We start from the raw sequence: 19365 nt of genomic DNA, 5'->3' as shown, positions 1-19365 counted from the left end.
GTAGACTTCGCCTGCGACAATCTGTCAGGTCACCATTAATCGCGATTAACAATCCAGAAGCCTGTTCTCGCTACGGAATGCTGTGATCTGTACTGTTGGGGGCTCACAGTGAATTTCAGTAATATGCGCATCTCCGCCAAATTGATCTCGGCGTTCGTTGTGATCCTGGCGGTGTTCTCCATGTCAGCGACCGCAGTGTTCTTCAGTCTCAGCGCCACCGTGAAGGCCGCCGAGCAGAACAACGTCAGCAACCTGAACATCCGGGACGTCACTGCAGTTCTGAACTACGCGGTGGAACAACAGAACGCTGCGCGCGGCTTTGCGGCGACCCGCAACGCCGATTTCATCGCGAACGTCGAGAAGAACCGCGAGCTGCTCTACAAGCACCTCGACGACTTCACCGCCCGCACCACGCGCCCCGAGCAAAAAGAACGCGCCGCGCGCCTGAAGGCCGCGCTGAACGCGTGGGAAGCCAAGAACGACGAGATCATCACCCTCTCGCGTGATCCGGCCACCGAATTCCAGGCCCTGGCCAAGCTTGACGAAGTCCGCCTGACCGACGTGCGCGACGCCCAAGGCGCGATCCTTGCCGCCCAGAACAAGTTGGTCGCCGAGCGGCTGAAGGCCCAACAGGACGCCATCAAGCAGGCCCAGATCACCCTGATCGTCGGCAGCGTCATCGCCATGCTGGCCGCCGCCGCCATGGCCTGGCTGCTGTCGCGCGCCATCGCCGCTCCGATCGGCGCGATGACCCGCGTGATGGGCAAGCTGGCCGGCGGCGACAACGCGGTCGACGTCCCGGCATTGGGCCGCAAGGACGAGATTGGCGAGATGGCCAGCGCCGTGCTGGCCTTCAAGGAGGCCGCGATTCAGAAGCTGCGACTCGAAACCGAGGCGGCTGAGCAGCGCGCCGCCGCCGAGATCGAGCGCAAGGCCCGCGAGGAAGAAAAGGCCCGCGAGGCCGAGCAGGACGCGGTCGCCATCGGCTCGCTGGCCGAGGCCCTGGGCAAGCTGGCCAAGGGCGACATGACCCACCGCATCACCGCCGCGTTCGCGCCGAAGGCCGAGCAGCTGAAGACCGACTTCAACGCCGCCGTCGCCACCCTGCAGGAGACGATGAAGGTCATCAGCGGCAACACCACCTCGATGCGCTCGGGCGCCGGCGAAATCAGCCAGGCGGCCGACGACCTGTCGCGCCGTACCGAGCAGCAGGCGGCCAGTCTGGAAGAGACCGCCGCGGCGCTCGACCAGATCACCGCCACGGTTCGCAAGACCGCCGAGGGCGCCAACCACGCCCGCGAGGTGGTCGAGACCGCGCGCACCGACGCCGAGCGCAGCGCCGTCGTCGTCACCCGCGCTACCGCGGCGATGGGCGAGATCGAGGAAAGCTCCAAGCAGATCGGCCAGATCATCGGCGTCATCGACGAGATCGCCTTCCAGACCAACCTGCTGGCCCTGAACGCCGGGGTCGAAGCCGCCCGCGCCGGTGACGCCGGCAAGGGTTTCGCGGTCGTCGCCTCCGAGGTACGGGCCCTGGCCCAGCGCTCGGCCGAGGCCGCCAAGGAGATCAAGACCCTGATCAACGCCTCGTCGGCCCAGGTCGGCCAGGGCGTCGACCTGGTCGCAGAGACCGGCAAGGCCCTGCAGCGCATCGCCTCGCAGGTCGCCGAGATCAACGCCTCGGTCTCCGAGATCGCGGCCAGCGCCCAGGAGCAGGCCGTCGGCCTGCAGCAGGTCAACACCGCCGTTAATCAAATGGATCAGGTCACGCAGCAGAATGCGGCCATGGTCGAAGAGTCCACCGCCGCCAGCCATGCGCTCGCCAACGAGGCCGTCGAGCTCGCCCGTCTGATGGGCCAGTTCTCGATCGGCCAGGACCAAGGCCGCCCGATCGCCAGCAAGACCCCCGCGCCGCGCGTCAGCAGGCCTGCCACGACCCGGGGATACAGCTCCGGCGCCGCCACCGCGGCGAAACTCGAGCCGGTCGGAGAAACCGACACTTGGGAGGAATTCTGATGGAAGCCCAAAACCGCATCCCTTCGCCCGGCGCCGAGCTGATCTCGGTCCGGATCGCCGAGCAGGCCTATGCGATCGACATCATGGCCGTGCGCGAGATCCGCGGATGGTCGGCGGCCACGCCGCTGCCGCACGCCCCGCCGCACGTGCTGGGGATGATGAACCTGCGCGGCGCCATCCTGCCGGTCATCGACCTCGGTGCGCGGCTGGGCCTCGGCCCGGCCAATCCCAGCGCCTCGTCAGTGGTGGTGGTGGCGCAGATCGGCGATGCCCAGATGGGCCTGGTCGTCGACGCGGTGTCCGACATCCTGACCGTCACCGAGGGGCTGATCCAGCCGCCGCCGGAAGTCGGCAGCGCGGAATCGACCGCCTATGTCTGCGGCGTGATGACCACCGACACCGGGATCGTCTCGCTGCTCTCGCTTGATCATATCCTGCCGCCGGACATCCAGGCCGCAGCCTAACGACCGGTCCGCCAAAGGACCTGCGCAGTTTCAGTCAGTAGTCGGGGGTATTTTTAGTGCTGGCTCGTCTATCCATTGCATGGAAACTCATGCTTGCGGCTGGCTGCGCGATCGGCGCGCTGCTGCTGTTGGCCGCCGCCCTGGTGGCCGCCAACGCCAGCGGCATCGTCCGCGAGCTTTCGAACGACAACGCGCAGGCCCTGGCCGGCAAAGCCGCCGCCGAAGTGGCTAGCGACATCGGCGAGATCCAGGGCCTGGGCCGCTCGATGGCGCAGACCTTGGGCGCGGCCCACGCCGCCGGCGTGCGCGACCGCAAGGTGCTGGCCGAGATGATCAAGCCGGCGGCCTCGGCCTCGCCGATGATCCTCGGCTCGTGGTTCATGGAAGTCCCGAATGCGCTGGACGGGCAGGACGAAGCCCATATGGGCCAGGTCGAATCCGGCTCCAACAAGCTTGGCCAGTTCACGCCCTACTGGGTGAACAACAACGGCTCGCTGAGCCTGGAGCCGCTGGACACCGGCAGCGACTACGAGCAGCCGTTCTATCAAACCAGCTTCAAGAGCCAGAAGGCGGCGATCGTCGAGCCCTATCCCTATGAGGTGGGCGGCAAGACGATTTCGATGACCTCGGTCACCTTCCCGGTGATGTCGAACGGCCAGCTGATCGGCGTGGCCGGCATCGACCTGGCGCTGGACGACGTCTCCAAGCAGCTCGACGTGCTGCGCCCGTTCGGCGACGGCCGCGTCATGCTGGTTTCGCCGGCCGCCAACTGGGTCTCGCACCCGGACGCCAAGCTGCGCATGAAGCCCTACGCCGATACCGGTCTCGCCGAGCTGAAGGGCGCGATGTCGGGCGGCCAGGCCGTGCTGCTCAGCGGTCTCGACCAGCCGGTCGGCAAGGTCGAGCGCCTGGTCACGCCGGCCCCGCTGCCGGGCCTGAATTCGACCTGGGCCGTGGTCATGGACGTGCCGACCAAGCACATCACCGGTCCGGCCCGCCAGCTGGCCATCTGGCTCGCGGTCGGCGGCGTGGTGATCCTGGCCCTGGTGCTGGGGGCGCTGTTCGTCGCCGTCGGCAAGCTGGTGCGCCAGCCGCTGGCCGGCATCACCGCGGCGGTGGGCGAGCTGTCCGCCGGACGCTACGACAAGCCGGTGGGCGGCGCCGACAAGCACGACGAGGTGGGCGAGATCGCCCGCGCGCTGGAAGGCTTCCGCCATGGTCTGGCCGAGAACCGCGCCCTGCGCGCCGGCCAAGAGGCGGCCAACGCCCAGGCCGAGGCCGAGCGCCGCCGGTCGGAGGCCGAACGCGCCGCCGTAGCCGAACAGCAGAACGTGGTGGTCAGCGCCCTGGCCCGCGCCCTCGAGCGGCTGGCGCACGGCGACCTGACCGCCCGGGTGGAAGTCCAGGTGGCCCCTGAGTACGAGTCGCTGAAGCACGACTTCAACGTCGCCATGAGCCAGCTGCAGAACACCATGGGCGTGGTGGTCGGGGCGACCTCGAGCATGCGCTCGGGGGCCGACGAGATCAGCAAGGCGGCCGACGACCTGTCGCGCCGCACCGAGCAGCAGGCGGCCAGCCTGGAAGAGACCGCCGCGGCGCTCGACCAGATCACCGCCACCGTGCGCAAGACCGCCGACGGCGCCAATCACGCTCAGGGCGTGGTCGCCACCGCCAGGTCGAACGCCGCCGAGAGCGCCAACGTGGTGCAGCGCGCGACCGCGGCGATGGGCGAGATCGAGGCGAGCTCCAAGCAGATCGGCCAGATCATCGGCGTCATCGACGAGATCGCTTTCCAGACCAACCTGCTGGCGCTGAACGCCGGCGTCGAGGCGGCTCGCGCCGGGGAAGCCGGCCGCGGCTTCGCGGTCGTCGCCTCGGAAGTGCGGGCCCTGGCCCAGCGCTCGGCCGACGCCGCCAAGGAAATCAAGACCCTGATCAACGCCTCGTCGGCTCAGGTCGGCCAGGGCGTCAGCCTGGTGGCCGACACCGGCAAGGCGCTGCAGCTGATCGTCAGCCAGGTGGCCGAGATCAACGGCATCGTCACCGAGATCTCCGCCAGCGCCCAGGAGCAGGCCGTCGGCCTTCAGCAGGTCAACACCGCCGTCAACCAGATGGACCAGGTGACCCAGCAGAACGCCGCCATGGTCGAAGAATCGACCGCCGCCAGCCACTCGCTGGCCGGGGAGGCGGTCGAGCTCGCCCGCCTGATCGGTCAGTTCAAGACCGGCGACCAGGCGGTCGCGGCCGTTGCGCCGCCGCCCGCCCCGCGTCAACGCCCGGCCCCGCGCCTGGCGGTCGCCGGCGGCGGATCGCGCGCCGCCGCGTCGGCTGAAGAGGGCTGGGAAGAGTTCTGATCCCGGCTTGCGGGCTGACGCGTCGGCCCGCGCCAACAACGCTCACCTCGGCGAAAGCCGGGGTCCTGGCGGCGCTTCGGCTATGGCTGGAGCGCCGCTTGTGCGTTTGCGGCTAGGCCGTCGGCCGCGGCCCGAATGCCGCGTCGACGGCCGGTTCGTCCAGGCCGTCGATCTCGATCAGCTTGAGCCGGGCGCTCTCGCCCGAGACGATGGTCAGAGCCGACTTCGGCCGCTTCAGGGTCTTGGCCAGGAATGCGATCAGCGCGGCGTTGGCCGCGCCGTCGCTGGGCGGGGCCGAGACCCGCACCTTCAGATAGGAACGGCCCTCGGGATCGAGAGCCCAGCCGTCCACGCCGTCGCGGCCGCCTTTCGGCGTGACCCGCACGGCCAGGCGCATGGGGCCTAGCCCAGGCTCATCAGCGCGCCGGCGGCGGCCGGCAGTAGGTAGCGCTGGATGCCCGAGATGACCAGGATCGCGATCACCGGGCTGATGTCGACGCCGCCGAGCGAGGGGATGATCTTCTGGAACGGCGCCAGCACCGGCCGCGTCACCGCGTCGAGGAACCGGGCGACGTTGTACACGAACTGGTTGCGCAGATTGATCACGTCGAAGGCCACCAGCCAGGACAGGATGGCGCTCGCGATCAGCGCGAACACCAGCAATCCGAGCAGCGCGTCGATGATGAAGAAGACAAAGCCGACCAGCGGGGCCATCAGAAAATCCGAGTAGAAAGGGCCTCCTGTATCGACTGGCGCGACGGCGCTGGCAAGTCGCGACGCCGCATCGTCGATCAGCCGCTTGACAGACCCCGCCTTCGCCTCCTAAGTCCGCGCCTCCTGGGGCCGTAGCTCAGTTGGTAGAGCGCCTCGTTCGCAATGAGGAGGTCAGGGGTTCGACTCCCCTCGGCTCCACCAATTCCTTCTGGAATTGGTCGAACCTCAGGAATTCTCCGGACAATCAGGTCGCCGCGCCGGGCCGTCAGGCCCGCGGTTGTTGCTGCGTGGCGCAGTGGACGCCGCCGCCCGAGGCGCCCAGCGGGTCGATGTTCAGCTGGACGATCTGGCGGCCGGGATAGAGGCCGGCGAGCATCGCGCGGGCTTGGTCGTCGGCGCGGGCGTCGCCGAACTGGGGCGCGATGACCGCGCCGTTGCAGACGTAGTAGTTGATGTAGCTGGAGACGAAGTCCGGCGACCGCGAGCGGATGTCGACGGGGTCGGGCAGGCGCACGACCTCCAGCTTGCGCCCGCGCGCGTCGGTGGCGCGCTCGAGCACGCCCAGCGTCTCGTGCGCGGCGAGCGACCACGGATCGCGAGCGTCGACCACGTCGTCGACCTGGATCAGCACCCGTCCGGGACCGACGAACCGCGCCAGCGAGTCGATGTGATAGTCGGTGATGTCGGCGCCCTTCACGCCCGGCGCCCAGATCATCTTCTGCGCCCCCAGCGCGGCGCCGAGCTTGGCCGCGATCTGGTCGGCCGATTGTCCCGGATTGCGGTTGTCGTTCACCCAGCAGCTGGCGTGGGCCAGCATCGTGCCGGCGCCGTCGTGCTCCACGCCGCCCTGCTCGCCGACCAGGCCGCTGTCGATCAGCGGCAGGCCCAGGCGCTCGGCCACCCTGGCGGCGACCTGACCGTCATTGGGATGCGGCTGCTTGTTCCCCCAGCCGTTGAAGCGCAGGTGCGCCACCGCCAGCTCGCCGTCGGCCGCCCGCACGAAAGTCGGCCCGCTGTCACGGCACCAGAGGTCGTCGGTGGCGATGTCCCAGATCTCGACCTGGCCGCTGAAGCGCGACGGGTCCAATCCGCGCGCGCCGCGGGCGGCCAGCAGGGCGACCGGCTCATGGGCGCTGATCGCATTGGCGATGTCGACGATCACCGCCTGCACGGCGGCGAGGTCGCGCTTCCCATAGACGTCGACGGCGACCGGCCACTGCATCAGCGTCCGTTCGTGCGGCGCGCTCTCCAGCGGCATCTCATAGCGCGGGGCGACGGGCTTTCCAGCGCGTGCGCACCCCGCCGCGCCCGCGCCGGCGAGCAGAATTCCAGCCTTGATCATGTCGCGTCGGATCATGCGCGCTTATCCGGGCTGGCGCGTCGCCGGTCAAACGGCTGGGGTCAGAGCTTCGTGCCGGGGGCGTCTTCGGTCAGCACGCCGTCGAAGTGTTCCTCGCTGGCGTCGGCTTCGGCCTTGGTGGCGCGAACGATCCCGTCGCGGTGCTCGGGCGGGCCGTAGAGAGTGTAGAGCCGCAGGGCCTTGTCGCCGGTGTTGATCACGTTGTGGCGCGCGCCAGCCGGGACGATGATCGCGAAGTCGGCCTTCACCTTGGTCTTCACCCCGTCGATCCAGACCTCGCCCTTGCCCTTCTCGATGCGGAAGAACTGGTCGTGGGTGTCGTGCACCTCCTCGCCGATCTCCTCGCCCGGCTTCAGCGACATCAGGACCAGCTGCAGGTGCTTGCCGGTGTAGAGCACGCGGCGAAAGTCCTTGTTGCTCTCGGTCAGCTCTTCGATGTCGTCGACAAAGCCCTTCATGGCGTCCCTTTCCTGATGCTGCCTTGCGTCCAGCCTGAGCCTACCGCGCGGCGCGGACCTTGATGCAAATCAAGCCTGGACCGTAACGGGAAGCTTGAGGAACACGTTCCCCGCCGCGGTCGCAGGCGGCAGGGCGCCGGCGCGGATGTTCACCTGCAGCGAGGGCAGGATCAGGGTCGGGGCGGCGAGGGTGGCGTCGCGGCCCTCGCGCATCGCCACGAAGGCGGCCTCGTCCACGCCGTCGCGGACATGGATGTTGCCGGCCCGCTGGGCCGCCACGGTGGTCTCCCAGGCGAAGGCCTCGCGCCCGGCCGGCAGGTAGTCGTGGCCGACGAAGATCCGGGTGTCGTCAGGCAGGGCGAGGATCTTGCGGGTCGAGCGATAGAGCGTGGCCGCGTCGCCGCCGGGGAAGTCGGCGCGGGCCGTGCCGTAGTCGGGCATGAACAACGTGTCGCCGACGAAGGCCGCGTCGCCGATCAGATAGGTGACGCAGGCCGGCGTGTGACCGGGCGTGTGCAGCACCCCGATCTCCAGCGCGCCCAGCGGGAGGACGTCGCCCTCGGTCAGCAGACGGTCGAAAACCCGGCCGTCGTCCGTCGCGTCGTCGGCCTCGAACCGCGGAATGAAGATCTTCTGGACCTCGGTGATCTGCGTCCCGATCACCACCGCCGCGCCGGTCTGGCGGCGGATGTAATCGGCCGCCGACAGGTGGTCGGCGTGGGCGTGGGTTTCCAGCACATAGGCCAGCGACAGTCCCTGATCGTGCACCGCGGCCAGCACGGCGTCGGCCGAGGCGCTCGACAGCCGGGCGGCCTTGGGCTCGAAGTCGAGCACCGGGTCGATCACCGCGGCCACGCCGGTCGCCGGGTCGCTGACCAGGTGGGTCGCGGTCGAGGTCGCCTTGTCGAAGAATGTCTGTACGTGTGGGGTCATGGTCGGAGCCTCCTAGGCGTCGGCCATTACATAAGAACTTGCTAAATTAGAAACAACTCATATATCTCGGCCATGTTCGATCTTGCGAACTTCGACATCACCCGTTTCGAGGCCAGCGCCGGCGAAGCCGCCAAGCTTCTGCGCGCGCTCGGCAACGAGCGGCGGTTGATGATCCTGTGCCAGCTGACCGAAGGCGAGCGATCGGTGGGCGAACTCCTGCCCCTGGTCGGCCTGTCGCAATCGGCCCTGTCGCAACACCTGGCGGTGCTGCGCGAGGAAGCCGTCGTGGCCACGCGCCGCGAGGGCCAGACCATCTGGTACCGGATCGCCGACCCCGCCGCGATGAAGGTGGTGGCGACGCTCGCGGAGATCTTCTGTCCTCCAGACATGAAGAAGGCCGATGACCCCGACCCAACTGAATCCCAAGGACGTCGCTGAGCTGCTGGCCAAGGGCCAAGCGGTGCTGTTCGACGTCCGCGATCCCGATGAGTTCGCGCGCCGCCACGTGAAGGGCGCGCGCCTGCGCCCGCTGGCGAGCCTCGACGCTGCGCCGTTGGACGTGCCGCCCGGCGCCGTGCCGATCTTCACCTGCCGTTCGGGCATGCGGACGGCGGCCAACTGCGCGCGGCTGGCCGCCGCCAGCGGCGGCGAGGCCATCGTGCTGGCCGGCGGCGTCGACGGCTGGGCCGCGGCCGGCCTGCCGCTGGTCGAGGACCGCAAGGCGCCGCTGGAGCTGATGCGCCAGGTGCAGATCGCCGCCGGCACGCTGGTGCTGATCGGCGTCGGCCTGGGGCTGCTGGTGCATCCCGGTTTCTTCGGCCTGGCGGCCTTCGTCGGCGCCGGCCTGACCTTCGCCGGCGTCAGCGGCTTCTGCGGCATGGCGCGGCTGCTGGCCCTGGCGCCTTGGAACCGGGCGGCGCGGGCCTAGAGCCATGGAGCCGTTGAGCCTGGCGCTCGCGGCGGCGGGCGGGGCGCTGATCGGCCTTCTGCTGTCGGTGTTCGGCGGCGGCGGATCGGTGCTGGCCACGCCGCTGCTGCTTTACGTGGTCGGGGTGCGCGACGCGCATGTCGCCATCGGCACCTCCGCCGCCGCCGTGGCGGTCAACGCCCTGGTCGGTCTCGCCGCCCAGGCCAAGGCCGGGCGCGTGAAGTGGCCCTGCGCCCTGGTGTTCGGCGGCGCGGGTCTGGCCGGCTCGCTGGCCGGCGCGCAGCTGGCCAAGATGATCGACGGCCAGCAGCTGATCCTGTGGTTCGCCGGCGCCATGGCGCTCGTCGGGCTCTCGATGCTGGCGCCCAAGCGCGCCGACGGCGATCCGGGCGTGAGACTGACCGCGGCCCTGACTCGCAGGCTGGCGCCGCTGGGTCTGGGCGTTGGACTGGCGGCCGGCTTCTTCGGGATCGGCGGCGGTTTCCTGATCGTGCCGGGGCTGATGGCGGCGACGGGCATGACGCTGGCCAACGCCGCGGCCAGCTCGCTGGTGTCGGTGGTGCTGTTCGGCGCGGCGACCAGCGCCAGCTATGCGGCGTCCGGGCTGGTCGACTGGCCGGTGTTCGCCGCCCTGGTCGCCGGCGGCGCGGTCGGGGCGCTGGCGGGCGGGCCGATCGCCGCGCGGCTGGTCGGCAGGGCGGATATCGCCCGCCGGGCCTTTGCGCTGATGGTGCTGGCGACCGCCGCCTATGTCGCCTGGCGCAGCCTGGGTTAAGAGGCGGCGCGCAGCGGCGGCGCGGCGAACGAGGGCGAAACGTTCGGGAACTTGAGGCCGGTTTCGCCGACCTGATGCTTGAGGTTCAGCTTCGGGAACAGCAACTCGGCGACGCGGTAGGCTTCCTCCAGGTGCGGATAGCCGGAGGCGATCACCGTATCGACGCCGAGCTGGGCGTACTCCTCCAGCCGCTCGGCGATGGTGTCGGGGTCACCGACCAGGGCGGTGCCGGCCCCGGTCCGCACCAGGCCTATGCCGGCCCACAGGTTGGGGCTGACTTCGAGGTTGGCGCGGCTGCCGCCATGCAGGGCGCTCATCCGCGACTGGCCGACTGAGTCCGACCCCTTGGCCATCGCCCGCTGGAAGGCCTCGATGGCGTCGTCGGTGACGTACTTGATCAGCTCGTTGGCGGCGTCCCAGGCCTGGGCCTCGGTCTCACGGACGATGATGTGCAGGCGGATGCCAAAGCGGATCTTGCGGCCGCGCTTGGCGGCGCGTTCGCGCACGTCGTCGATGACCTCCTTCAGCTGGGCCGGGGGCTCGCCCCAGGCCAGGTAGACGTCGACGTGCTGGGCGGCGATCTCGCGGGCGATGTCCGAGGACCCGCCGAACCAGATCGGGGCGTGCGGCTCCTGCACGAACGGGAACAGCAGCCGGCCCTTGTCGATCGACAGGTGCTTGCCCTGGTGAGTGACGGTCTCGCCGTTGGCCAGCCGCCGCCAGATGTTCAGGAACTCCTCGGTCTGGACGTAGCGTTCGTGGTGATCGAGGAACAGGCCGTCGGCGGCCAGGGCCTGGGGGCTGCCGCCGGTGACGATGTTGACCAGCGCCCGGCCGCCGGTGAGGCGGTCGAGGGCGGCGGCCTGGCGGACCGCCTCGGACGGATGGATCAGGCCGGGCCGCGCGGCGACCAGCAGGCGCAGGCGCTCGGTGAACGGGGCGATCGAGGCCGCCGTGATCCAGGCGTCGGTGCAGTGGGCCCCGGTCGGCAGCAGCACGCCCGAATAGCCGAGCCGGTCGGCGGCGACGGCGATCTCACGCAGGTAGCGCGGGGTCGGGGCGCGGTCGGTTTCCGGATGGCTCAGATAGGCGTTGTCGCCCGCCGACGGGATAAACCAGAGGAAGTCGAGCGGGGACTTGGACATGGGGCTCTCCTATGCGCCAACGTGGCGCGGACCCATATTCCTACATATTCCATGGGATTAATCGCACTACGAGAAATCCTCATGCGAAACCCCAGGATTCCCAATAATAGCGGGGTCGAAAGCCGCCCCAGAAAAACTGCAGCGACTCATATCCCATTTCATCCATAGGAATAAGAGGTGACGTCCGTCCTCCCCTTCTGACGTCGCACCGATAGCGGAGCGTGGGCCCGATCGACGGGCCCACGCGACGCATTCCGACCGCCGGCGCGCAAGCGCCCAACATGACGCCGAACGGCGTTTCGACACCTGTTTCATCATCTGGAGGCAGGGGCGCGGCTGCGCGCCTCCGCGGGGATAGCTGTGCCTGAACTGAGCTTGAAATCGAAACTGATCCTGTCGGCCGCGACCGTGGCGATCCTGATCGGCGCGCCGCCGCCCGCCTTCGCCGACGACGCGGCCGATGCGGCCGTCGAGGAAGTGGTGGTCACCGTCCGCCGGCGGGCCGAAAAACTGCAGGACGTGCCGATCACGGTCTCGGCCGTGACCGGCCAGACCCTGGCGACCGAGCGGCTGGACCGGGTCGCCGACTACGCCGCCAAGATCTCCAACTTTGGCGCCCTGCAACAGAACACCCGGGTCTCGACCCTGACCATCCGCGGGGTCGGCGGCAACGCCAACAGCGACGGATCCGAGGCCGGGGTCGGCCTGATCGTCGACAACGTGTTCTTCACCCACCCGGGCTTCTCGTGGCTGGACTTCGTGGACCTCGAAAGTGTCGAGCTGGCGCGCGGCCCGCAGGGCACGCTGCTGGGCAAGAACACCACGCTGGGCGCGCTGGTCGTCACCACCAAGAAGCCGTCGTTCACGCCCGAGGCCCAGGTCAGCGGCACGATCGCCAACAACGAGCGCTATCAGCTGCGCGCCAACGTGTCGGGGCCGCTCGTCGGCGACAAACTGGCCGGGCGGCTGACCTTCTATCGCGACCTCGGCGGCGGCTACATCACCAACAAGTTCGACGGCGAGGACTATCTCGGCAACGACCGCTGGGCGCTGCGCGGCCAACTGCTGTTCGAAGGCGAGAGCTTCTCCAACCGGCTGATCGCCGAGCACTACGAGACCAAGGAGTACAACAACTTCTATCCGCCGGCCGGCGACCCGACGACCTTCGTCAACGGCACGCCGCGCAACGGCTGGGAGCGCAAGCTGCGCACCGCCTTCGGCTATGTCCCGAGCTACGACGTCTATGACAACGCCGACCTCGACACCCAGGACAAGATCGTCTCGCGCACCGACGGGGTCTCCAACCAGTTCGACTGGCGGCTCGGCGGCCACACCCTGACCTCGGTCACCGCCTGGCGGCGGCTGTACTTCCGGCCCCAGAACGACAGCGACCTGACGCCGTTCTCGATCTTCCGGGCCGGCTACGACGTCGACGTCGACCAGTATTCGCAGGAGCTGCGGCTGGCCTCGCCGACCGACGGAGCGTTCGACTACCAGCTCGGCGTCTACCTGCTGAAGCAGGACGTCACCAGCAACTACCGGACCCTGTTCTACGACGACGCCAGCGCCTTCCTGCTGGGCCCGACGGTTCCCGGTTTCGTGCTGAACGGGCTGGAGACCCAGCAGATCGGCAAGGCGGAGACCAAGAGCGCGGCGGTGTTCGGGCAGGGGACCTACCGGTTCAACGACCGCGCCAGCCTGACCGCGGGCCTGCGCTACACCTACGAGGAGCGCGAGGCCTCGAACCAAGGCCTGGCGTTCGGCGGGACCCCGCTGACCGGGGCGCTGGCGCCCTATGCGCCGTTCCGTGCGGCGGTGGCCGGCGCGCCGTTCCTGGTCGAGGGCCAGAAGGACTCCGGGTCGTTCTCCTGGCTGATCAACCCGTCCTACAAGCTGACCGACGACGTCCTGGCCTATGCCAGCGTCAGCTACGGCGAGAAGTCCGGCGCGGCCAATCTGGGCGCGCGTCCGGGCGACCCGATCATCATCTCGCCGGAGAAGTCGATCGACTACGAACTGGGCCTGAAGACCACCTGGCTCGGCGGCCGGGCGATCCTCAACGGCAACCTCTACTGGAACGACATCACCGACTATCAGGCGACGCTGACCAGCCAGGTCGGAACCACCGCCCGCTCGTACCTGTCCAATGTCGGCAAGGTGCGGCTGCGCGGGGTCGAGGTCGAGGGCCAGGCGCAGCTGACCGAGGCCTGGCGGGTGTCGGCCAGCGCCGCGTTCAGCGACGCGCGCTATGAGTCCTACACCAACGCCCCGGTGCCGGTGGAGTACGGCTATGCCGGCGGCCCGGCCTTCGTCGACCTGTCCGACACCCGCGTGCCGTTCGCGCCGAAGTTCACCGGCCAGGTCAGCGTCAACTACGAGGCCCCGCTGACCGGCGACCTGGTGCTGTTCGCCTACGCCAACCAGACCTGGCGCAGCTCGACCTTCCAGCACTCGCTTTCGCAGTACGGCCGCCAGGACGCCTATGGCCTGACCCACGCCGGGATCGGGGTGAAGGACGCGTCGGGCCGCTGGTCGGGCAACATCTGGGCGAAGAACCTGTTCGACCAGGAGTACGCGGCGGCGTTCGGCAACGCCTCGGCCAACACCCCCTACATCGCCATTCTCGGTGAGCCGCGCACGTTCGGCCTCACCGTGACCGGCCGCTACTGAGGGGAGGGCGCGCGATGACCGCTCCGGCTCGTCTTCCCGCCTGGCGGCTGGCGGTGTTCGCCGCCCTGGCGATCCCGTTGGCCGGGGCGGGCCTGCCGCTGGCGGTCTATCTGCCGCCCTACTACGCCCAGGATCTGGGGCTGGGACTGGGCGCCGTCGGGCTGATCTTCATGCTCAGCCGGGCGTGGGACGCGGTCACCGACCCGTTGGTCGGGGTGCTGTCGGACCGCACCCGCAGCCGGTTCGGGCGTCGCAAGCCGTGGATCGCGGCCGGCGCGCCGCTGTTCGCGCTGGCGACGGCGGCGATCTTCGCCCCGCGCCTGTTCGGGGTGGAGCGGCCCGGCGCAGCCTGGCTGAGCGTCTGGCTGGTGGTGTTCTACGTGGGCTGGACGATGATCCAGATCCCGGTCTCGGCCTGGGCCGGGCAGCTGGCGGCGCAGTATCACGAGCGCAGCCGGGTGCAGACCTACTTCCAGGTGGCGACCGCCGGCGGCCTGCTTCTGGTGCTGATCCTGCCGGCCGTGCTCGACCAGATCGGCGCCCGCGCCGGCCTGCCCGCCGATCCGGGGCTGAAGGTGGCGGCGATGGGCGGGTTCATCCTGGCCACCTTCGTCCCGACCCTGATCGCGGCCCTGGCGCTGGTGAAGGAGCCGCCGGCCCCGCCGCCGAGCCCTGCCCGCTCGACCCTGCGCCGCGACCTGGCGGTCGCCGCCCGCGACCCGTTGCTGCGCAAGGTGCTGACATCGGACTTCGCGGTCACCCTCGGCCAGCTGATCCGCTCGTCGCTCTTCGTGTTCTTCGTCGCCGCCTATATGGGCCGCCCGGACCTGGCCGCGGGCCTGTTCCTGCTGCAGTTCGTGTTCGGCGTGTTCGCCGGGCCGATCTGGCTGCGGATCGGCTACCGGCTCGGCAAGTCTCGCGCGGCGATCGCCGGCGAGCTGGTGCAGGTGGCGATCAACCTCGCCCTGCTGTTCGTCGTCCCCGGCGCCCTGCCGTTGCTGGTCGGCCTGACCATCGCCCAGGGCCTGGCCCAGGGCTCGGGCAATCTGATGCTGCGCTCGATGGTCGCCGACATCGCCGACAAGCAGCGGCTGGAGAGCGGCGAGGACCGCACTGGGTTGCTGTTCTCGATCTTCAGCCTGACCGGCAAGGCCGCCACCGCCGTCGCAGTCGGCGTGGCCCTGCCTCTGGTCGGGCTGCTGGGCTTCAAGCCCGGCGCGGTCAATGCGCCGGAGGCGCTGCTGGGCCTGAAGCTGGTCTTCGCGCTCGGCCCGGCTCTCGCTCACCTGGCCTCAGCCTGGCTGATCTCGGGCTTCTCGCTCGACGCCGCCGGCCACGCCGACATCCGCCGCCAACTGGACAGCCGCGACGCCGCGGCGGTCCCCGCCGAATGATTTTTCGCTCAAGCCTCGAGGAGACCCTTCAGATGAGCAACTATGAACTCGACATCCGCCCCGTCGCCGGCCGCATCGGCGCCGAAATCGCCGGCGTCACGCTCTCGGCCGACCTGCCCGCCGCCACGGTCGCGGCGATCGACGAGGCGCTGCACAGGTACAAGGTGCTGTTCTTCCGCGACCAGGGCCACCTGGACGACGCCTCGCAGGAGGCCTTCGCCGCCCGCCTGGGTGAGCCGGTCGCCCATCCGACCGTGCCGGTGGCCAACGGCAGCAGCTACCTGCTGGAGCTCGACTCCCACCGCGGCGGCCGGGCCAACGCCTGGCACACCGATGTGACCTTCGTGCCGGCCTATCCGAAGGCCTCGATCCTGCGCGCGGTGGTCTCGACCGCCTCGGGCGGCGACACCGTCTGGGCCAACACCGCCGAAGCCTACGCCCGACTGCCCGATCATCTGCGCGAGCTGGCCGACAAGCTCTGGGCGCTGCACACCAACGCCTACGACTATGCGGCGGCCAAGCCGGCCGCGACCCGCGACCAGATCGAGCGCCATCGCAACGTGTTCGCCTCGACGGTCTACGAGACCGAGCATCCGGTCGTGCGCGTGCATCCGGTGACCGGCGAGCGGAGCCTGGTGCTGGGGCAGTTCGTGAAGTCGCTGGTGGGGCTGTCGAGCGCCGACTCGCGGCGGATCTACGACACCCTGCAGGAGCACGTGACCCGGCTGGAGAACACGGTCCGCTGGCGCTGGCGGGCGGGCGACGTGGTGATCTGGGATAACCGGGCGACCCAGCACTACGCCGTCGACGACTACGGCGACCAGCACCGCGTCATGCGCCGCGTCACCCTCAACGGCGACGTTCCGGTCTCGGTCGACGGGCGTCCGAGCCGCACGATTTCGCCGCTGCCGACGGCGGCGATTGCGGCGGAGTAGTTAGCGTCCCGGTCTTCGGCCGAGGGGCCGAAGACCGGGCGCCGACGTCTTAGTAGCGGTAGTGGTCCGGCTTGAACGGGCCGGCGGACGGCACGCCGATGTAGTCGGCCTGGTCCTTGGAGAGGGTGGTCAGTTTCGCGCCCAGCTTTTCCAGGTGCAGGAAGGCGACCTTCTCGTCGAGGTGCTTGGGCAGGGTGTAGACCTTGGTCTCGTACTTGGCCTTGTTGGTCCACAGTTCGATCTGGGCCAGGGTCTGGTTGGTGAACGAGGCCGACATCACGAAGCTGGGGTGGCCGGTGGCGTTGCCCAGGTTCACCAGGCGGCCTTCCGACAGCACGATGATCTTCTTGCCGTCCGGGAATTCCACGTGGTGGACCTGCGGCTTGATCTCGTCCCACTTGAAGTTGCGCAGGCCGGCGATCTGAATCTCGGAGTCGAAGTGGCCGATGTTGCAGACGATGGCGTTGTTGCGCATCCGGCGCATGTGGTCGACCGTCAGGACGTCCTTGTTGCCGGTGGCGGTGACGAAGATGTCGGCCTTGTCGGCGACGTCTTCCATGGTCTGGACTTCGTAGCCTTCCATCGCCGCCTGCAGGGCGCAGATCGGGTCGATTTCGGTGACGATGACGCGGGCGCCGCCGTTGCGCAGCGAAGCAGCCGAGCCCTTGCCCACGTCGCCGTAGCCGAGGACGACGGCGACCTTGCCCGACAGCATGACGTCGGTGCCGCGGCGGATGGCGTCGACCAGGCTTTCACGGCAGCCGTACAGGTTGTCGAACTTCGACTTGGTGACGCTGTCGTTGACGTTGATGGCGGGGAACGGCAGCTCGCCGCGCTCGGCCATCTGGTACAGGCGGTGGACGCCCGTGGTGGTCTCTTCCGACACGCCGCCGATGGCGTCGCGGATCGCCGAATAGAAGCCCGGCTTTTCCTTCAGGTAGCGCTTCATCACGGCATAGAGCGCTTCTTCTTCCTCGTTCTGCGGGTTGTTCAGGACCGAGGGGTCCTTCTCGGCCTTCGGGCCAAGCACGCAGAGCAGGGTGGCGTCGCCGCCGTCGTCGAGGATCAGGTTCGGGTAGCCGCCGTCAGCCCATTCGAAGATGCGGTGGGCGTATTCCCAGTACTCGACCAGGTTCTCGCCCTTGATCGCGAAGACCGGCGTGCCGTTGGCGGCGATGGCCGCGGCGGCGTGGTCCTGGGTCGAGAAGATGTTGCACGAGGCCCAGCGGACTTCGGCGCCGAGGGCTTCCAGGGTCTGGATCAGCACCGCGGTCTGGATGGTCATGTGCAGGGAGCCGGCGATGCGGGCGCCCTTCAGCGGCTGGTCCTTGCCGAACTCGGCGCGCACGGCCATCAGGCCCGGCATCTCGGTTTCGGCGATGGCGATTTCCTTGCGACCGAAATCGGCCAGGGTGATGTCTTTCACGACATAGTCGGTCATCGGGCGGTCCTGTCGGAGAGGGTGATTGTCGGCTCTATAGCCGCCGGCCGCCATATCGGCAAGAAATCACATAAAGAAACCTTTATATGATCCAGAAAGTCGGGCCGGCCGCCAGCTGGTCCATGGCCTTGGCTGCGCCCTTGATGCTCTTGGACTTGGCGGCCTCGCGCGCGGTCAACAGCATGCGCGCCGCGGCCAACGCCGCGCCCTTGAGGCGCAAACGCTCCACGAGCTCGGCGGCGACGGCGGCGTCGTTCAAGGCCCCGAGCTCCTCTTGGAGCTGCTTGAGCGACTTGATGAACGGCTTGGCGTCGGCGTCGAACAGCGGGGCGAAGGCCTCGGCTGCATAGCGCAGCTTCTTGGCCGCGATGCGGGCCTCGTGACGGGCCGCGTCGTCGACGCCCTTGAGGTCGGCGGCGAGCTTCAGCAGGCGCTTGCAGCGGCGTTCCAGCGCCTTGGCGGCGAAGCGGTCGGCGGCCATGTCGCGGCGCTTGGCGTGGGCCTTGCCGCCCATCGTCAGCCAGGCGCCGGTCTCGATCCAGGCGGTGGTGTCGAGCACCAGGTCACGGAAGCGCCCGGAAGCGACGGCCGCGCAGGCCTTGGCGTGGGCGCGGGCGCGGGCGGCCTCGACCACCGGCGCCAGGGCCGACAGATCGAGGGCGGAGTCGATCAGCGCTCCGGCGCTCTCGGCGAAGACGTCGAGGTCGCGCGCCTCGTTGCAGGCGCCGGCCAGCCATTTCAACTCGGCCTTGATCGCCTCGGCGTGATCGTCGTCGGCGATGTCGGAGAAGGTCGAGATCGCGCTGCGCAGGCGGCGGACGGCGACGCGCAGCTGGTGCACGGCCTCGACGCTGTCGGCCTCGCGCAGCACAACGCCGTTGGCGGCGATCTGCACCAGGGTGTTGCGGGCGATGGCCTGGAAGGCGCCGGCCGCGGTCAGGTCGCGGGCCAGCGGGGCCTTGTCGTGGCGGCGCGGCGAGCGGTCCGACCCGTCGATCAGTCCCTGGCCCTGGGTCGCCTTGCCGTCGAACGACAGGTATAGCGGCGCGGTCCTGGACAACTGCCGGGCCAGGTCGAACATCGGCCGGCAGTCGCCATCCTTCAACTCCAGTTCGACCTCGCTGATGCGGCGGGCGCGCTCGCCGGCCTGCACTTCGCCCTCGTCGACGGCCAGTTCGATCGAAGCGCCGCCGAACTCGAAGGTCCGCTGGCGGCGCACGACCCGCACGGTGAAGATCGGCGACAGCGTCTTGCGCTTGGCCGGCGGCAAGGCGGCCTTCAGCGCCGGGAAGTCGAAATCGAGGCCGTCGGTGGTGATCGCCTGCTCGTGTTCTTGGCGGGCAAATCCGTCGCCGCGCTTGAGCGTCTGCACCCGCTTGCCGCCGCCCTCGCGGATGCGCAGCGAAATCCGCGCCTTGCGCAGATCGCCCTGCGGCGTGTCGTAGTAGGTGGAAACCAGAGCCTTTTCATGGGTTTCGCCGGGCGGCGCAGCGGCGAGCACGACGGCCAGGTCGGCTGGCTCGCAGAGGAATTTCAACTCGATCTCGTCTTGCCCCGCGCTCATGCGCTACACGCTCCTGACCCCGGGGGGTTCGCCGGCCTTGCGCAGGCGGCCGACATCGGCGCCCGTTCGTATGAGGAAGGCTTCACCATGAACGCTCCAATCGCTCAAGGTTTCCGTCCTGTCGATCCCGCAGAGCCGCGTCACGACTGGACGCTGGCCGAGGTCGAAGGCCTGTTCGAGCTGCCGTTCATGGAGCTGGTGTTCCAGGCCGCGG

At 69.1% G+C, this 19365-nt stretch carries 17 protein-coding genes, 1 tRNA gene and 1 pseudogene; 11 read left to right on the top strand and 8 right to left on the bottom strand.

Features of this window, described 5'->3' with window-relative positions; translation table 11 throughout:
* Positions 1-123: 123 nt before the first annotated feature.
* The 3 genes from C0481_RS14070 to C0481_RS14060 all read left to right on the top strand — a co-directional run bounded on the left by C0481_RS14070 (position 124) and on the right by C0481_RS14060 (position 4834).
* A complete protein-coding gene (locus tag C0481_RS14070; protein WP_293404825.1) occupies positions 124-2016 on the top strand; it encodes a methyl-accepting chemotaxis protein in 1893 nt (630 codons plus the stop codon).
* Positions 2016-2480, top strand: a complete 465-nt coding sequence (locus C0481_RS14065) for a chemotaxis protein CheW (RefSeq protein ID WP_293404823.1) — start codon at positions 2016-2018, stop codon at positions 2478-2480. The genes C0481_RS14070 and C0481_RS14065 overlap by 1 nt, the downstream gene beginning before the upstream one ends.
* A gap of 89 nt (positions 2481-2569) precedes the next feature.
* A complete protein-coding gene (locus C0481_RS14060; protein WP_293404821.1) occupies positions 2570-4834 on the top strand; it encodes a methyl-accepting chemotaxis protein in 2265 nt (754 codons plus the stop codon).
* Positions 4835-4946: 112 nt separating this feature from the next.
* Here the strand turns inward: C0481_RS14060 and C0481_RS14055 are convergent, their stop codons facing one another.
* Together C0481_RS14055 and C0481_RS14050 are read right to left on the bottom strand one after the other, a co-directional pair.
* Entirely contained in the window at positions 4947-5231 is a 285-nt protein-coding gene (locus C0481_RS14055) for a DUF167 domain-containing protein (RefSeq protein WP_293404819.1), read from the bottom strand.
* 5 nt (positions 5232-5236) lie between these two features.
* Positions 5237-5548, bottom strand: a complete 312-nt coding sequence (locus C0481_RS14050; protein WP_267234253.1) for a YggT family protein — start codon at positions 5546-5548, stop codon at positions 5237-5239.
* A gap of 125 nt (positions 5549-5673) precedes the next feature.
* Between C0481_RS14050 and C0481_RS14045 the strand changes: the two genes are divergently transcribed.
* Positions 5674-5749, top strand: a tRNA-Ala gene (locus C0481_RS14045).
* A 64-nt stretch (positions 5750-5813) separates the two neighbouring features.
* Here the strand turns inward: C0481_RS14045 and C0481_RS14040 are convergent.
* The 3 genes from C0481_RS14040 to C0481_RS14030 form a co-directional block, all read right to left on the bottom strand.
* Positions 5814-6905: an agmatine deiminase family protein gene (locus C0481_RS14040; RefSeq protein ID WP_293404813.1), complete on the bottom strand. Its 1092-nt coding sequence runs from the start codon at positions 6903-6905 to the stop codon at positions 5814-5816.
* A 44-nt stretch (positions 6906-6949) separates the two neighbouring features.
* Positions 6950-7366 (bottom strand): cupin domain-containing protein, encoded by a 417-nt coding sequence (locus C0481_RS14035; RefSeq protein WP_293404811.1) that lies wholly within the window; start codon positions 7364-7366, stop codon positions 6950-6952.
* Positions 7367-7435: 69 nt separating this feature from the next.
* Positions 7436-8299 carry an MBL fold metallo-hydrolase gene (locus C0481_RS14030; RefSeq protein WP_293404809.1) on the bottom strand — a complete coding sequence of 288 codons (864 nt, stop codon included), beginning with the start codon at positions 8297-8299 and terminating at the stop codon, positions 7436-7438.
* Positions 8300-8371: 72 nt separating this feature from the next.
* Between C0481_RS14030 and C0481_RS14025 the strand changes: the two genes are divergently transcribed.
* The 3 genes from C0481_RS14025 to C0481_RS14015 are packed head-to-tail and all read left to right on the top strand — an operon-like array spanning position 8372 to position 10002.
* The gene (locus C0481_RS14025; protein ID WP_293404807.1) at positions 8372-8737 is read left to right on the top strand and encodes a metalloregulator ArsR/SmtB family transcription factor; all 366 of its coding nucleotides are present in this window, start codon (positions 8372-8374) and stop codon (positions 8735-8737) included.
* Entirely contained in the window at positions 8700-9227 is a 528-nt protein-coding gene (locus tag C0481_RS14020) for a rhodanese family protein (protein WP_293404805.1), read from the top strand. The genes C0481_RS14025 and C0481_RS14020 overlap by 38 nt, the downstream gene beginning before the upstream one ends.
* Before the next feature lie 4 nt (positions 9228-9231).
* A complete protein-coding gene (locus tag C0481_RS14015) occupies positions 9232-10002 on the top strand; it encodes a sulfite exporter TauE/SafE family protein (protein ID WP_293404803.1) in 771 nt (256 codons plus the stop codon).
* On the opposite strand, the gene ssuD is transcribed toward C0481_RS14015, so the two are convergent.
* A complete protein-coding gene (ssuD, locus tag C0481_RS14010) occupies positions 9999-11147 on the bottom strand; it encodes an FMNH2-dependent alkanesulfonate monooxygenase (RefSeq protein ID WP_293404801.1) in 1149 nt (382 codons plus the stop codon). The genes C0481_RS14015 and ssuD overlap by 4 nt on opposite strands.
* A 375-nt stretch (positions 11148-11522) precedes the next feature.
* On the opposite strand from ssuD, the gene C0481_RS14005 reads away from it, so the two are divergent.
* The 3 genes from C0481_RS14005 to C0481_RS13995 are packed head-to-tail and all read left to right on the top strand — an operon-like array spanning position 11523 to position 16146.
* Positions 11523-13817: a TonB-dependent receptor gene (locus tag C0481_RS14005; RefSeq protein WP_293404799.1), complete on the top strand. Its 2295-nt coding sequence runs from the start codon at positions 11523-11525 to the stop codon at positions 13815-13817.
* A 14-nt stretch (positions 13818-13831) separates the two neighbouring features.
* A complete protein-coding gene (locus C0481_RS14000; RefSeq protein ID WP_293404797.1) occupies positions 13832-15211 on the top strand; it encodes an MFS transporter in 1380 nt (459 codons plus the stop codon).
* A 32-nt stretch (positions 15212-15243) separates the two neighbouring features.
* Positions 15244-16146, top strand: coding sequence for a TauD/TfdA family dioxygenase (locus C0481_RS13995; RefSeq protein WP_293404795.1), 903 nt, complete (start codon positions 15244-15246; stop codon positions 16144-16146).
* Between the two features lie 49 nt (positions 16147-16195).
* Here the strand turns inward: C0481_RS13995 and ahcY are convergent, their stop codons facing one another.
* Together ahcY and C0481_RS13985 are read right to left on the bottom strand one after the other, a co-directional pair.
* The gene (ahcY, locus tag C0481_RS13990) at positions 16196-17587 is read right to left on the bottom strand and encodes an adenosylhomocysteinase (protein ID WP_293404793.1); all 1392 of its coding nucleotides are present in this window, start codon (positions 17585-17587) and stop codon (positions 16196-16198) included.
* A gap of 82 nt (positions 17588-17669) precedes the next feature.
* Complete coding sequence (locus C0481_RS13985; RefSeq protein WP_293404791.1) at positions 17670-19151, bottom strand: CHAD domain-containing protein; 1482 nt, start codon at positions 19149-19151, stop codon at positions 17670-17672.
* Between the two features lie 87 nt (positions 19152-19238).
* Here C0481_RS13985 and C0481_RS13980 point away from each other — a divergent pair.
* Positions 19239-19365, top strand: a pseudogene (locus tag C0481_RS13980) (hypothetical protein); the annotation flags it as partial.

Source organism: Phenylobacterium sp. (assembly GCF_013822795.1).
Taxonomy (GTDB): domain Bacteria; phylum Pseudomonadota; class Alphaproteobacteria; order Caulobacterales; family Caulobacteraceae; genus Phenylobacterium.
This window is presented reverse-complemented; position numbering and strand designations above follow the sequence as displayed.

What these genes read in the sequence shown, in the direction of transcription:
- C0481_RS14070 (WP_293404825.1), top strand. Translation starts at nt 124, where the DNA reads ATGCGCATCTCCGCCAAATTGATCTCGGCGTTCGTTGTGATCCTGGCG.
- C0481_RS14065 (WP_293404823.1), top strand. Translation starts at nt 2,016, where the DNA reads ATGGAAGCCCAAAACCGCATCCCTTCGCCCGGCGCCGAGCTGATCTCG.
- C0481_RS14060 (WP_293404821.1), top strand. Translation starts at nt 2,570, where the DNA reads ATGCTTGCGGCTGGCTGCGCGATCGGCGCGCTGCTGCTGTTGGCCGCC.
- C0481_RS14055 (WP_293404819.1), bottom strand. Translation starts at nt 5,231, where the DNA reads ATGCGCCTGGCCGTGCGGGTCACGCCGAAAGGCGGCCGCGACGGCGTG.
- C0481_RS14050 (WP_267234253.1), bottom strand. Translation starts at nt 5,548, where the DNA reads ATGGCCCCGCTGGTCGGCTTTGTCTTCTTCATCATCGACGCGCTGCTC.
- C0481_RS14040 (WP_293404813.1), bottom strand. Translation starts at nt 6,905, where the DNA reads ATGATCCGACGCGACATGATCAAGGCTGGAATTCTGCTCGCCGGCGCG.
- C0481_RS14035 (WP_293404811.1), bottom strand. Translation starts at nt 7,366, where the DNA reads ATGAAGGGCTTTGTCGACGACATCGAAGAGCTGACCGAGAGCAACAAG.
- C0481_RS14030 (WP_293404809.1), bottom strand. Translation starts at nt 8,299, where the DNA reads ATGACCCCACACGTACAGACATTCTTCGACAAGGCGACCTCGACCGCG.
- C0481_RS14025 (WP_293404807.1), top strand. Translation starts at nt 8,372, where the DNA reads ATGTTCGATCTTGCGAACTTCGACATCACCCGTTTCGAGGCCAGCGCC.
- C0481_RS14020 (WP_293404805.1), top strand. Translation starts at nt 8,700, where the DNA reads ATGACCCCGACCCAACTGAATCCCAAGGACGTCGCTGAGCTGCTGGCC.
- C0481_RS14015 (WP_293404803.1), top strand. Translation starts at nt 9,232, where the DNA reads ATGGAGCCGTTGAGCCTGGCGCTCGCGGCGGCGGGCGGGGCGCTGATC.
- ssuD (WP_293404801.1), bottom strand. Translation starts at nt 11,147, where the DNA reads ATGTCCAAGTCCCCGCTCGACTTCCTCTGGTTTATCCCGTCGGCGGGC.
- C0481_RS14000 (WP_293404797.1), top strand. Translation starts at nt 13,832, where the DNA reads ATGACCGCTCCGGCTCGTCTTCCCGCCTGGCGGCTGGCGGTGTTCGCC.
- C0481_RS13995 (WP_293404795.1), top strand. Translation starts at nt 15,244, where the DNA reads ATGAGCAACTATGAACTCGACATCCGCCCCGTCGCCGGCCGCATCGGC.
- ahcY (WP_293404793.1), bottom strand. Translation starts at nt 17,587, where the DNA reads ATGACCGACTATGTCGTGAAAGACATCACCCTGGCCGATTTCGGTCGC.
- C0481_RS13985 (WP_293404791.1), bottom strand. Translation starts at nt 19,151, where the DNA reads ATGAGCGCGGGGCAAGACGAGATCGAGTTGAAATTCCTCTGCGAGCCA.